The 13,059-nt window shown below is 39.4% G+C and carries 15 protein-coding genes and 1 pseudogene; 6 read left to right on the top strand and 10 right to left on the bottom strand.

Annotated features, from left to right (window positions below):
* Window positions 1–112 precede the first annotated feature (112 nt).
* A complete protein-coding gene (locus KHA99_RS06785) occupies window positions 113–292 on the bottom strand; it encodes a YjzC family protein (RefSeq protein WP_213116628.1) in 180 nt (59 codons plus the stop codon).
* Between the two features lie 258 nt (window positions 293–550).
* Here KHA99_RS06785 and KHA99_RS06790 point away from each other — a divergent pair, with 258 nt between their 5' ends.
* Window positions 551–1,243: a Crp/Fnr family transcriptional regulator gene (locus KHA99_RS06790; protein ID WP_213116629.1), complete on the top strand. Its 693-nt coding sequence runs from the start codon at window positions 551–553 to the stop codon at window positions 1,241–1,243.
* Window positions 1,244–1,262: 19 nt separating this feature from the next.
* On the opposite strand, the gene mobB is transcribed toward KHA99_RS06790, so the two are convergent.
* Both mobB and KHA99_RS06800 read right to left on the bottom strand, forming a co-directional pair.
* Complete coding sequence (gene mobB / locus KHA99_RS06795; protein WP_372447573.1) at window positions 1,263–1,817, bottom strand: molybdopterin-guanine dinucleotide biosynthesis protein B; 555 nt, start codon at window positions 1,815–1,817, stop codon at window positions 1,263–1,265.
* A complete protein-coding gene (locus tag KHA99_RS06800; protein WP_213116631.1) occupies window positions 1,805–3,070 on the bottom strand; it encodes a molybdopterin molybdotransferase MoeA in 1,266 nt (421 codons plus the stop codon). The genes mobB and KHA99_RS06800 overlap by 13 nt, the downstream gene beginning before the upstream one ends.
* Window positions 3,071–3,296: 226 nt before the next feature.
* Between KHA99_RS06800 and ric the strand changes: the two genes are divergently transcribed.
* Window positions 3,297–3,992 (top strand): iron-sulfur cluster repair di-iron protein, encoded by a 696-nt coding sequence (gene ric / locus KHA99_RS06805; protein WP_213116632.1) that lies wholly within the window; start codon window positions 3,297–3,299, stop codon window positions 3,990–3,992.
* A gap of 52 nt (window positions 3,993–4,044) precedes the next feature.
* Here the strand turns inward: ric and moaA are convergent, their stop codons facing one another.
* Window positions 4,045–5,061 (bottom strand): GTP 3',8-cyclase MoaA, encoded by a 1,017-nt coding sequence (gene moaA / locus KHA99_RS06810; RefSeq protein ID WP_213116633.1) that lies wholly within the window; start codon window positions 5,059–5,061, stop codon window positions 4,045–4,047.
* 225 nt (window positions 5,062–5,286) lie between these two features.
* Here moaA and KHA99_RS06815 point away from each other — a divergent pair, with 225 nt between their 5' ends.
* Window positions 5,287–5,985: a Crp/Fnr family transcriptional regulator gene (locus KHA99_RS06815; RefSeq protein WP_213116634.1), complete on the top strand. Its 699-nt coding sequence runs from the start codon at window positions 5,287–5,289 to the stop codon at window positions 5,983–5,985.
* 43 nt (window positions 5,986–6,028) lie between these two features.
* Here the strand turns inward: KHA99_RS06815 and KHA99_RS06820 are convergent, their stop codons facing one another.
* From KHA99_RS06820 to KHA99_RS06835, 4 genes and pseudogenes are all read right to left on the bottom strand, one after another.
* Window positions 6,029–7,153 (bottom strand): TIGR04053 family radical SAM/SPASM domain-containing protein, encoded by a 1,125-nt coding sequence (locus KHA99_RS06820; protein WP_213116635.1) that lies wholly within the window; start codon window positions 7,151–7,153, stop codon window positions 6,029–6,031.
* A gap of 244 nt (window positions 7,154–7,397) precedes the next feature.
* Window positions 7,398–8,954, bottom strand: a pseudogene (locus KHA99_RS06825) (IS1182 family transposase); the annotation flags it as partial.
* Window positions 8,955–9,111: 157 nt separating this feature from the next.
* Window positions 9,112–9,450 (bottom strand): DsrE family protein, encoded by a 339-nt coding sequence (locus KHA99_RS06830; protein ID WP_213116636.1) that lies wholly within the window; start codon window positions 9,448–9,450, stop codon window positions 9,112–9,114.
* A 17-nt stretch (window positions 9,451–9,467) separates the two neighbouring features.
* Window positions 9,468–9,776: a metal-sulfur cluster assembly factor gene (locus tag KHA99_RS06835; RefSeq protein WP_213116637.1), complete on the bottom strand. Its 309-nt coding sequence runs from the start codon at window positions 9,774–9,776 to the stop codon at window positions 9,468–9,470.
* A gap of 167 nt (window positions 9,777–9,943) precedes the next feature.
* Here KHA99_RS06835 and KHA99_RS06840 point away from each other — a divergent pair, with 167 nt between their 5' ends.
* The 3 genes from KHA99_RS06840 (at window position 9,944) to KHA99_RS06850 (ending at window position 11,211) form a co-directional block, all read left to right on the top strand.
* The gene (locus KHA99_RS06840) at window positions 9,944–10,756 is read left to right on the top strand and encodes a Cof-type HAD-IIB family hydrolase (RefSeq protein ID WP_213116638.1); all 813 of its coding nucleotides are present in this window, start codon (window positions 9,944–9,946) and stop codon (window positions 10,754–10,756) included.
* A 114-nt stretch (window positions 10,757–10,870) separates the two neighbouring features.
* Complete coding sequence (locus KHA99_RS06845; protein WP_213116639.1) at window positions 10,871–11,023, top strand: hypothetical protein; 153 nt, start codon at window positions 10,871–10,873, stop codon at window positions 11,021–11,023.
* Between the two features lie 2 nt (window positions 11,024–11,025).
* Complete coding sequence (locus KHA99_RS06850) at window positions 11,026–11,211, top strand: DUF3813 domain-containing protein (protein WP_213116640.1); 186 nt, start codon at window positions 11,026–11,028, stop codon at window positions 11,209–11,211.
* Window positions 11,212–11,383: 172 nt separating this feature from the next.
* Here the strand turns inward: KHA99_RS06850 and KHA99_RS06855 are convergent, their stop codons facing one another.
* Window positions 11,384–12,073: a BsuPI-related putative proteinase inhibitor gene (locus KHA99_RS06855; RefSeq protein ID WP_213116641.1), complete on the bottom strand. Its 690-nt coding sequence runs from the start codon at window positions 12,071–12,073 to the stop codon at window positions 11,384–11,386.
* Window positions 12,074–12,166: 93 nt separating this feature from the next.
* Window positions 12,167–13,009, bottom strand: a complete 843-nt coding sequence (locus KHA99_RS06860) for a YitT family protein (RefSeq protein ID WP_213116642.1) — start codon at window positions 13,007–13,009, stop codon at window positions 12,167–12,169.
* Window positions 13,010–13,059 lie beyond the last annotated feature (50 nt).

Here is a 13,059-nt window from a genome sequence, read left to right on the forward strand (position 1 = left end):
ATCCTTTGACCTTTTTTGACCTATTACTTATATTATAATTCATCCTTTATTTAAAAGTAAAATTTGAAAGAGCCATCCGGTCCGGACAGCTCTTTCAACAAATTTATATTAATCATGGCTTTCTCTGGTAAGTCCATACACGGTCATCATTTGAGTTTTCCGGAAATCTGTCGCCGGCTTTTAACTTTATTTTTTTGGGATTGACTACGTTATCACCTGTATCCCCAACTTCAATATAAACACCATTATTCGGTGCTTTTTTTCCCGGCCCGAATTGACGGCTTTGTCCCATGCTTTTCCCTCCTTATCGATTTCGATTTTATTATTCCCTTTAAGCATTTGTTCATTAAAGGAAGTTCCTTCAATTTCACAATGTTCGACAATATTTCCTAAGAAATATTGCTTTGTACCCAAATTTTGACGATTATATGAACTTATCCATCCATTTATTGCGATTGATTCATTATTAACAATATAATTACAGTAATATCTTATAAATTTTTACTGAGCGATTCATCGCTTTTAAATTCCCATAAAAGGGGGTATCGGCATGCAGTCCATTAAAGAAATGCCTGTCACATTGTCTCGTCTTTTCGAAACAGTACAACATACAAAGAAAATGGAGAAAGGCTCCTTTCTATTTCAAGAGGGAATGCCAGCAAATGAGTTATATATTGTTAAAAGCGGGATTCTTCATGTTAGTAAAATTATTCCTGATGGTAGAGAGCTTACCTTAAGGATGTGTTCAAGCGGAGATTTTGTGGGAGAGTTACATTTATTCTCCCCTCAGCCAAAATATCTGTTAAGCGGACGAATTATTGAAAGCGGTGAAGCGGCGGTAATAAAGAGAGAGTTTCTGGAAGAAAAATTATCGCAAAATCTTCCTCTTTCATTTGAATTCATTCAATGGATGAGTCTTCAATACCGAAAAACTCAAACAAAATTTCGCGACTTGGTTTTACACGGAAAAAAAGGTGCCTTATATTCAACCTTAATCAGAATCAGCAACAGTTTTGCTGTCAAAACGATCAATGGAATCTTGATTGAATTGCCTTTAACCAATCAGGAACTGGCAAATTTCTGTGGAACCTCCAGGGAGGTTGTCAATCGACTATTGGCTGACTTAAGGAAGACAGGGGTTATTTCCATAAATAAAGGCACGATCACCATTCATGACATTGATTATTTAAAAAATGAAATTGATTGCGAAGATTGTCCTGTGGACATTTGCAGGGTAGATTGAAATCAAATTAACGGCTGACTCAGTTATTCGAGTCAGCCGTTTCCATATCATGCATCTGTTTTAATAATCGAACAATCTGATGCTCAGCTTTTGCATCGCCAATATGAAAGCATGGAACTTCCAAAACCTCACTAATTGCCCCCTCCATCCCTTCCTCCCAATAAACAACCGCTGCAATATTTTTCAGCATTTTTATCAGGGAAAGGTCACGCGTATCCCGCAGGAGGACCATCTTTGGAAAACTTTCTTGTTTATGTCCTTCAACTAAGATAATATCCGGATTGAATAAGCCAAGCAGGTTTATTTGTTTATCCAATTTGAACTCCAACTGTTCGGTTTGCAGGAGCAGCCTTCCCTCTCCTTCAACAATCGAAGCAATCGCACCAGCTTCAAGATGCCTGGTTGAGTCCTTTTTAGGCAAAACATCTGGTTTACCACCATGACCATGGTGTTTAATAACAGCCGTCATTAATCCCTCTGCCTTCAAGCCATGAAGAAGCTTTTCAATAAATGTTGTTTTCCCGCTATCCTGGTAACCGGTAACTTGAAAAATGACCGGCCCTACCAAGGCCATCCACTGCCAAACTGATCTTCAAGCAAAAGAACATCTACCTCAGTTCCGGCAGCGAACCCACGTGTTCCACCCGGGAGGATGGCTAATGAATTTGCACCGGCAAGACTCATGATAATGTTGGATTTATCCAGGCCGCTTGGCGTCACCTTTAACCGGCCGTTCTCGATAAAAACAGAGCTGCGAACAAATCTTGTAAATGGATTGGCTTTTAGAAAATCCACCTCCAGGATTGCTTGCTCCTTCCTTAAATGAGGTTTTTCAGAAAAAAGCATTCTGCGCAAAATTGGCCTTGCGAACAATTCAAATCCGACATAGCAAGCAGACGGATTACCGGATAAACCAAAGAGAAGCTTTCTGTTATGGCTGGCCACTGTTGTAACACTTCCAGGCCGCATTGCCACTTTATTAAATAAAACCTCGGCACCAAGCTTTTCGTAAATCTCTGGCAGGTAATCAAAATCACCAACTGAAACCCCGCCAGTTGTAATCAACAAATCAACCTTGTTTACGGCATTTTTCACAGCCTCGAAGCAGGTATCAAATTCATCTGGAAGCTTTCCAAAATAGTGAACGATACCACCAACCCTCTCAATCTGGGCGGCAATCATATGAGAATTGCTATTGCGGATTTTGCCAGGAACTAAAGGGTCACCAACATCCAATAATTCTGTACCAGTTGCAAACAGGCCAACAATCGGTTTTTTGGCTGCGGGAACATGCTTATAGCCAAAAGTGGCAAGCATTGCTTGAATTCCAGGGTTAATTAGTGTACCTTTTTTAACTAGTACCTCTCCCTCTTTTGCATCCTCCCCACGAAAGGAGACGTTATCCCCCTTTTTAAAACTGCGCTTAATGGACATAAACGGCTTCCCATCTTTTTCGTAGGTTTTCGCTACTTCGAACATAACAACAGCATCAGTTCCTTCAGGCATAATCGCGCCAGTCATAATTCTGACTGCCTGATTTTCTGTTACGGTCATGTTAGAAATCATCCCCGCCCCAATATGGTCAATTACCTCAAATTCCACCGGATTAGCTTGGGATGCATTTTGTGTATCTATTGCTCTAACAGCAAAACCATCATAGGGTGCCCTGTCAAAGTGAGGGACATCGCAGGTGGCAACTAAATCCTTAGATAAAAATCGGCCAAAGCTTTCTTCTATGTTGATATATTCCGTCTCACCGGACAATTGGTATTCCATTATTTTTTGAACTGCTTCTCCGATTGGAATGGGTTGTCGTCTTTCAAACAAATTCATCGGCTCCTATCATTTTTGAACGTTATGTATTTTAACTGTATCCATTATAAGCTTACAAAAAACTTATAGACATATCAAAAGTCACAAAATCGAAACTTTTCTGCTGAGGGAAAAATCAAAATCACGCAGATAGTGTGATTTTAGTCACCATTTTTTATTTCATTTTCGATTATGCTTAATGTAAATAGAAAAACCCTTTTATCAAGGAGGAATATTCATGATGACTTTCCCATTTTCGGCAAATTCATTAGTTAAAGATATTGTAAACGAATTACCAAAAACAAGTGATGTATTTAAACGTTATCGAATCGATTTCTGCTGCGGCGGTAATATCCCGCTTTCCGAAGCTGCAACCCAAGGCGATCTTGATATCGATTCTATTTTAGAGGATTTAAAAGCGGTTTATGAAAAAAATGAGTCCAAAGAAACCGATTTAGAAGTTTGGACTAACTCTGATTCCAACACCATCATTGACCATGTGATCGCTAATTACCACCGGGCAACGGAAGAAGAATTTAAAATGCTTAGTCCTTATGTGACAAAGGTGTCCCGCGTTCATGGAGACAATCATCCTGAATTGCTAAAGGTCTATGAGCTCTACCAGGAATTGAAAAAAGAAATGTTAGAACATATGGCAAAAGAAGAAGAAACCGTATTCCCAATCATTCGTAAACTGGCAGACGGAACAGTGGAAAATCGCGAAGAAGCGATTAACATGATAATCGAACTTGAGAAAGAACATGACAATGCCGGCGCCATATTGAAAGAGCTTCGGAAGATTACCGGCGACTTTACGCCGCCGATTGATACCTGCGGTACGTATCGGCTGGTTTATAACCGTTTAGAAGATCTCGAAGGACTAACCTTTATGCATGTTCATTTGGAAAATAACATTCTATTCCCAAGATATATTTAAGAAAAGAAAACAGCCTGTGATTGCAGGCTGTTTTCTTTTCTTTGCAATTTGTTTAACCGCCGATATAGGACATTTCGATTTTTTTTCGATTTTTGTTTGTTTCGGCCGTTCTTTCATCTGAATATCTATCATTTCTGCCATTCCAAATCTCCGCAATTCTTCCGGAAATTTGTTGGTCGGATGCGCCGTTTCTCATAAAATTACGAAGATCTTGGCCATTGCCGTTAAATAAACAAGTAAAAATCTGGCCATTCGCAGAAAGACGGGCCCGGGTACAGCTGGAACAGAACGATTCCGAAACGGAGGTAATAAAACCAACATTGGCATCGGTACCTTTGTAGCGATAATGCTTAGCAACCTCACCATAGTAAGCAGGGTCAACCGGTTCCAATTCAAATTCCGCCTTTAGCATTTCGTAAATTTCCTTTTTCGTCACAACATCATCCATTTTCCAGCCATTGGTGGAGCCAACATCCATATATTCAATATACCTCAGCTCCAGCCCTTTTTCTTTACAGAATTTAGCCATTGGAATAATGTCTTGGTCGTTTAAACCCTTTTTGACGACCATATTTAATTTTACGCCTAATCCTGCATCTTTAGCAGCTTGAATTCCTTCAAGAACAGGACCGGTCCCAATTCCCCTGCCATTGATTTTGCCAAATAATTCATCATCAAGACTATCGAGGCTGATATTCACTCTCTTCAAGCCTGCTTCCTTCAATTTCGCAGCCAATTTAGGAAGAAGAACGCCATTTGTTGTTAAGCCAATATCACTAAGGCCTTCAATTGCGGCAAGCTTTTCAATGAGAATCGGTAAATCCCTTCTTAACAGTGGCTCACCGCCTGTCAAGCGGATTTTTTTCACGCCTAGCCGCACGAAGATTTTTGCTAACCGTTCAATTTCCTCATAGGTCAGAAGGGCGCTTCTTGGCAGAAATTCAAAATCCGGCCCGAATTGATCGGCTGGCATACAGTATTGACAACGAAAATTACATCTATCGATAACGGAAATTCTTAAATCCCTTAACGGTCTATTAAATTTATCTGTAATGATTGTTTTTTCCATTTAATCAACTCCAATAAATAAAGAAGCTCATTTTAATACCATTGTAACAGATGGTTTAAAAAAATACTGTTACTTTCTTCACTATCCATATTTCCCTCAAAAAAAATCGTACAGTTTTCACTATATTGTCATTGTTTACTACTTCTACGTGACTAATCTTGATATAAAATGTTACTAACGAATCCAAGTTATTTATATAGAAATATAGTACAGGGGTGGAGAAAAATGGTTACGACAATGAAACCAACTCATTCAATTGAAATAAAAGAACTGCTTAATTTTGCTGATCGGAAGTTTAAAAGTGAACGGGGAAGATTTCTATTTCAGGAAGGGATGCTTGCTGATGATTTATATGTCATTATCTCCGGTAAAATTCAAATCAGCAAAATTACAGCAGATGGGCGGGAGTTGTCACTAAGAATTTGCGGAGAAAACGATATTTGCGGAGAATTAACCCTTTTCACTGATAGTCCAAAATATTTATTAAGTGCCAAAGTTCTTGAAGAAGGTGAGATCGCGGCAATAAAAAAAGAAGTACTTGAAAGTGAAATTTTCCAAAACAGCAAGCTTGCCTTTGAATTTATGAAGTGGATGAGCGATCACTTCCGCAAAACGCAGACAAAATTTCGCGACCTTGTCCTAAACGGAAAGCGCGGCGCTTTATTTTCAACCTTAATCCGGATGACCAATAGCTATGGGGTACCAAAAAGTGATGGAATATTAATCGATCTGCCGTTGACCAATCAAGAGCTGGCAAATTTCTGCGGCACTTCACGGGAAAGTACAAACCGTATCTTAAGTGAGCTGAAGCGTGATAACATCATTTCCATTAAACGAGGTAAAATTACCGTCCTCGATTTGCAATATTTAAAAGATGAAATTGGCTGTGAAAATTGTTCCACTGTTTATTGCAGCATTGAATAGTTTTTTGAGAGGAGGCAATCGAGAATCGATTGCCTCTATAAATTTATTGTGTTTGTTTTTCCCTTAAAGACTTAGGAATATAAACGCAGAATGGTTCACTTTCTAAATAATCCCCAGTCATGGCGTATGCCCTTGATCTTGAGCCGCCGCATACATGTCGGAATTCACAGACACCGCATTTCCCTTTAAATCCATCTGGATTTCTAAGTGCCTTAAAGATTGGCGACTCGCGATAAATTTCCGCCAAAGGGGTTTCCCTAATATTTCCTGCTTTAACCGGAAGCAGGCCGCTCGGATAGACATCTCCAATATGAGAAATAAACACAAAGCCATTGCCGTCATTTACACCCTTTGGTGCACGGCCTAGGCCATCAATCGAGCCAGTTAAGCCTTTTTCTGTCAACGCAGATAAATAGCTGATCTCCTCCGTCTGTTCTTTGGCTTCACGCATTTTTTGCTGGATTACTACACGGCGGTAATGCATCGCCTCCGTGGTTTTAATATCAAAAGGAACTCGCTTGCTTAGATCATAGAGCCATCTTAGCACCTTTTCATGCTCCACAGGCGATATCATATCAGATGCCTGTCCCCTTCCGGTGGGAACAAGGAAAAAGACACTCCACAGAACACATTTTAATTCTTCAACCAATTTCGCCATTTCATCAAGATGTTCGTAATTATATCTGGATACTACGGTGTTAATCTGAATCGGCATTTCCAGTTCATGTAAATATTTAATTCGTTCCATTGTTAAGTCAAAAGAGCCCGCTGTCCCACGAAAATGGTCATGAATCTCAGCAGTAGGACCATCAAGGCTGAACGCCCAACGAGAAAGTCCGACTTCTTTAGCCTTACGCATTGCATCAATTGTTACGTTAGGAGTAGCGCTTGGTGTCATCGAAACACGTACCCCTTTTGAGACTGCGTATTTGGTAATTTCAAAAATATCCTCTCTCATAAGCGGATCTCCGCCGGTAAATACAAGAAGCGGATTATTCATTTCATATATCTGATCAATCAAATGCTTGCCTTCTTCAAGCGTAAGTTCTCGAGGGTCCCTCGTATACTGGGCATCTGCACGGCAGTGCAGACATTTTAATTGACATGCTCGAGTTAGTTCCCAAATGACAATAAACGGATCTTTATTAAAGTCTCGGCTAAAATCCATCTTGAAACGCCTCCTATAAAACGGCTAGTTCAAACTAAATAGCCTTATTACTTCGTATTATAAAGGTGTTTATGTTTGAAAAAAGTGAACTACCTCACAATCTGCTTTCATTATATGGACGATTTGTGAATATAAAAGAGGCTGGGACATAACTAGTTTCTATAAATAAAAAACGTGAAATCGCAGCGGTGATTTCACGTTTTTTATTTTATCTCTAATCTAAGTGGACAAGATCTTACGATCTTGCCGCATATTTTCTTAAGTTTACGGCCATTAATGCAAAGCCGATGTCGTTTTCAACTTTCGATTTTCCACGTACAGAAAATCGAGTGAAACCTAAATTAGCCTTCAGAAATCCAAAAATTGGTTCCACGTCAATTTTACGTTGACGATAAATAGCACCAGTTTTTTCATCTGAAAGCTTCTCTCTTATATATTCTTTTTGTTTTTCCCACTTCTCATTTATCATAAGCTTACGGTTCTTTCCTTCTTGCGCCTTCGTACAGTTTACTCGAAGTGGACAATTCGTACAGTCTTCACATTCATAAATTTTAAACGTGCGCTGGAACCCTGATTTATCTGTTCTATTCGAATGATATTGAAACCTTACTTGTTTTCCGTTCGGACAGGTATAGGCATCGATTTCTTCATCATAGAACCAATTGCTCGTTTTAAAAGGATCCTTTTTAGATTTTTTCTTTTGTTCATTTAAGTAGTGACCGTATGTAATCAGCGGTGTACGTTTGCGCTTTGTTAGTATGTCATCGTAATTTTGTTCGCTGCCATATCCTGCATCTGCGACGATATGTTCAGGCAATGAAAAATATTGCTCAATTTGATTGAGAAATGGCGTAAGTGTTTTTGTATCCGTTGGATTAGAAAAAATACCGTAGGCAAGTGTATATTGTCCTTCAGACGCTATTTGAAGATTATAACCAGGCTTTAATTGCCCGTTTTTCATATAATCATCCTTCATTCGCATGAATGTCGCATCGGGGTCTGTTTTCGAATAACTATTCCGTTTGCCAAAGATCTCGAAATCTTTTTGATATCTCTGCTTTCGTTCAATCAAATTAGAGATCTGTTTCGCGATTTGTTTAGGTGTTTTTCGTTCGCTACGCAACTTTTTGCGTTCATTGACATCACTAGAATTCTCAATTTGTTCCGTATATTCTTCGATGACTTCCTCTAGCTTTTTAGTGATTTGAGATAGTTCTTCCATTGAAAGTTGTTCGTTATTTTCTCGTGTTATTTCAGGGATAATTTGTTTTTCAAGCAACTCATTATAAATCTGATTAGACTTCTCCACCAAATTCGTATTATATTTTTCAACGGATTTCTTCCATACAAATGTGAATTTATTAGCGTTCGCTTCGATTTTTGTACCATCAATAAAAATCGCTTCTTGATCGATTAGCTTTTCCTGCACAAGTTGGCAGCGAAACTGAACAAAACATTGACGAATCAATTCTTTCATTTCTGGATGTACACGGTAACGATTGATTGTACGGTAACTTGGTTCATAGCCCTGAGCTAGCCACATCATACGGATACTATCTTTCACCAGACCCTCAATTTTTCTGCCTGAAAAGGCAGATTGCGTGTAACCACATAAAATAATCTTAAGCATCATGCGTGGGTGATGAGCAGGACAACCGGTATGTCGTAGGAAAGAGTCGAAGACTCCTGCAGGAATACTCTCTACTAAATGGTGAATTGAGAAAGCAATATCATTTTCTTGTAATTTAACTTCTAAATCTAAAGGTAAAATCAGTTGATTCATGTTATAATCTTTAAACATAAGGACACTTCTTTCTGATTTGATTTTGGTAGGGGTACTTAAATTTTATCAGAAGATGTCCTTTTTGTTATGAAAAAAATTAAAGCCTGTGAAATTTTACTGCTCGTAAAATTTCACAGGCTTTTTCGGTTCTAGAGGGGGTTTTGTCCCAGCCTCTTTATGAGATGGTTAAAACTTCGTATTTTGAAGACAGCTCAACAAAGTCAGCCATTCCGCTTATTTTGCCAACTGTTAATTTTTCGCTAACACCGTAGTGGTCGGCACAGGTTTTACACGCAAAAATGTTAACACCTTTATCCTCCAACTCTTTTAAATGAACGGATACAAAGGAATCCTCAGTCAACGTTAATACCCCACTGTTCATGCAAAAAACAGCTGCTGGGAGTTCCTCTCTTTGTTTTAAAACAGTAAAGAAAGTCTCTAAAACATTCTCCCCTAAAACCTGATCGCCTTTACCCAACTGATTTGAACTAACTAAAATGACTTTATTTTTCATCCTGCTGAAGGTCCTCCTTAACGAATTCCCAGTGCAATTTTTGCATAACGGGACATCATGTCCTTATTCCAAGGAGGATTCCAGACGATATTGACATCGACATCCTTGACTTCCGGGATATCAGCCAATGCTCTTTTTACCTGATCAACAATTGTACCGGCAAGTGGGCAGCCCATTGCTGTTAATGTCATAGTAACCGTCAGTTTTCCCTCGTCGTCCATTTCAGTATTATATATTAAGCCTAAATTGACGATATCGACGCCAAGCTCAGGGTCAATAACAAGCTCAAGGGCACCCATTATATTTTCTTTTAGATCTTCATTCATTTTATCTTCACTCCTGTTCAGTTTTATTGTAACCATTATAACAAAAGGTATTTCGAAAACCAGTATAGCGCGTTTCAGAAACATTTGAAGTGAATTTTTTTACAGTTTTAATATAAATTGATAACATATTGATAATAGAAACAAATACTTCCAAAGAGAGGTTTCAAATGACAGATAGACATTTAATTGCATTGGACTTAGACGGAACTTTATTAAAAGATGATAAAACGATTTCGGAAAAAACGAAGGAAGTTTTAAGAAAAGCAAGAGAAGATGGCCATATCGTGATGATCGCCACTGGGAGGCCATATCGTTCCAGCGAAATGTATTATCGAGAGTTGGATTTAGATACCCCAATTGTTAATTTCAATGGAGCCTTCATGCATCATCCCCGGAATCCGAAATGGGGCTTTTTCCATGAGCCGCTTGATATTAGCGTGGCAAAAGATATCGTGGAGGCCTGCCGCAGCTTTCATTTTCACAACATAATTGCTGAAGTGATGGATGATGTTTACTTCCATTATCATGACCAAAAGCTGATTGAGATTTTTAATTTTGGCAATCCCAATATTACCACAGGTGATTTAAGCAATTATTTGAAGGATTCACCGACAAGCCTGCTCATCCATACAGAGGAAGACCAATTAAAGAAGATCCGCGGCCATCTATCTGACGCCCATGCCGAAGTCATCGATCACCGCAGTTGGGCTGCCCCATGGCATGTTATCGAAATCATTAAGTCCGGCTTAAATAAGGCAGTAGGGTTAAAAAAAGCGGCGGATTATTATGGTATCTCCAAACAAAGAGTGATTGCCTTTGGTGATGAGGATAATGACTTAGAAATGCTTGAATATGCCGGTTATGGAATTGCGATGGGAAATGGCATTGACCAAGTGAAAAATATCGCCAATGATGTTACCCTTACCAATGAAGAAGATGGAGTCGCAGAATATTTGACTGATTTGTTACGTTTAAAATAATTACATCTAGTCACCATTGTTTACCTATATGAACCCCTCAATGTTGGAGCATACTATGGATGAGGCAGCGAAGCTGTTTCAATCCGAGCTTTTTAGCATATTGGAGGGATTCGAATGGGTAGATCAAACAAATCAAAACGCTTTGTCCAGCAAGGAAAGGATTCGGTCAACAAGCATTCAGAACGGATTCCTTATCACATGACCTACGCTGAAGCGGAAGCTCAGAAAATGGCCAATGTGCAAGAATCCTCGCTTGGAGGAATTTAACGATGGGTAACCGTTTATTCCAGGAAGCACGTAGATTTGTTGAATCGGCAATAACTGCCGGCCCAGGTGAACGTGACACAGCAGTGGCAAAAGCCAAGAATGCCCTAAGTTCTGCTTATGCCAACTCGACGGTCGCTGAGCAAAGACAGCTCCAAGAAATGCAACAAGAGCTTGACCAGATCCAATAATAAGAAAAGCGGAAGCGCCTTGAACAGGGGCGACAGGCATAAGACGAGCCTGCTAGAAGGCTGCCTTTTAGCCTTCTTGACGATTGGCTGTAGACCTGCGAGCCCCTAGGCGCTGAAGCTGGACAGTAAATGAGGAAAGCGGAAGTACCTAGGGAGGCGACTTCCGCTTTTTTCATTCAAATCTTTCTAATAATGCAGGGTAAGGATTACTCCTCTTGCCCTCAGCATTTTTTTCATAAAAATTCAGAAAGACCCCACCATGGTTTGGAAGCTTTTCAGCTGGAATCTGAATATCTACCTTAAAAGGTCTCCATTTATCACCTTTTCCGGCAACATCAAGCTTTTGCTCCCTCAGGAATTCTCTATGCCCATCCTCCACTGAATAATAAACCAACCTGTTTGGTGACTTTACTTCTCCGCTGACTTGGTAGTTTCCTTTTGTTCCTGATATTTTTATATTTCGGAAAACAGCATTTTCCTCAGGTACATATATTTTTTGCATTATGTTCAGTTTCGAGCGGTCAGTTACTGGCTTGCTGTTCAAGCTTGCTGCCCTTAAAACGGCTTGGATGGTATATTCCCCCGCTGGAACTCTTTTTCCCATAAAATGATAGTCCCATGTCTCAAGCCATTTCTTGCTACCATGTGCTTTAAGACTGATGGTTTGAAACGCCTGAAGGAAAAACCGGCCTTTTGAGTAGTCATATACTTCACGGCCCGCAGTATCAAAAATTTTAATTTCATAAAATTGTGAAGTGGGAAATTCAAAATGGAGCGGGAAATCCTCCTCATTTTTTAAAAACATTTCGATCGTTAATTGCTCAGGCATGCTTGTTGGGATTACATAAAATTTGTATGCCAATTGGTCCACCCCATTTGCATCTGTTTTTATTACCATAGGAAAGAAAAGTAACATGATACAACATAATATACGCATATGGAGCTCCTTTTTCCTTTAGTCTCTGCGAAAAAAACCGTAAACTCCGGTTGTTTGAATTATATTTGTAAACGCATGGGGGTCAACTTCTTTAATCACTCTCTCTAAATCAAATAATTCATAGCGGGTAATGACGATCATTAACATTTCCCTTGTTTCGTTAGAAAAAGCACCCTTCGCCGGAAGCATGGTGATTCCTCTGACCAGTTTCTTATGAATCGCTTTCTTAAGCTCATCCGCATTTTTCGTAATAATAAACGCGGTAAGCTTGGCATGCCTGGTATGAATCGCATCAATCACCCTTGTTGAAGTGTATAAAAAAACAAGCGTGTACAAAGCTTTTTCCCAGCCATATAGAAAACCGGCCGTAATAATAATAATGCCATTCAAGAGAAGCATATACGGGCCAATCGGTTTATCCTTCATTCTTGAAAGCACCATCGCAATAATATCAAGCCCTCCGGTAGAGGCGCCCCATTTTAAGGTGATCCCGACGCCCGCCGCAATAATGACACCGCCAAAGACAGCATTAAGCAAAATATCATGAGACATCCGATGGATTGGAATAAGCTCCAGAAATAATGAAGAAAGAACCACGCTAAGAAAACTATAAATGGTAAAGGACTTCCCTACCTTTTTCCATCCTAGGAACGCAACCGGGATATTTAATAACAACAGCAAGACCCCCATTGAAATGTTCAACGGTGTATATTCGGTCAATACTTTAGAAAGCAGTTGAGCAATTCCTGTAAAACCGCTTGAATAAACATTGGCGGGAATAAGAAATAAATTCATTCCAAGGGCAGTCAAAAAAGCACCCACAATGACGATGACGATTTTTTTTGTTTCCTGCCAAACCATTGATAAATCCCCCTTTATTTTTACTTCAACCTTAATAAATTAATTGTTTT

It is taken from the genome of Neobacillus rhizophilus, from assembly GCF_018343535.1.
In the GTDB taxonomy this organism is placed as follows: domain Bacteria; phylum Bacillota; class Bacilli; order Bacillales; family Cytobacillaceae; genus Neobacillus; species Neobacillus rhizophilus.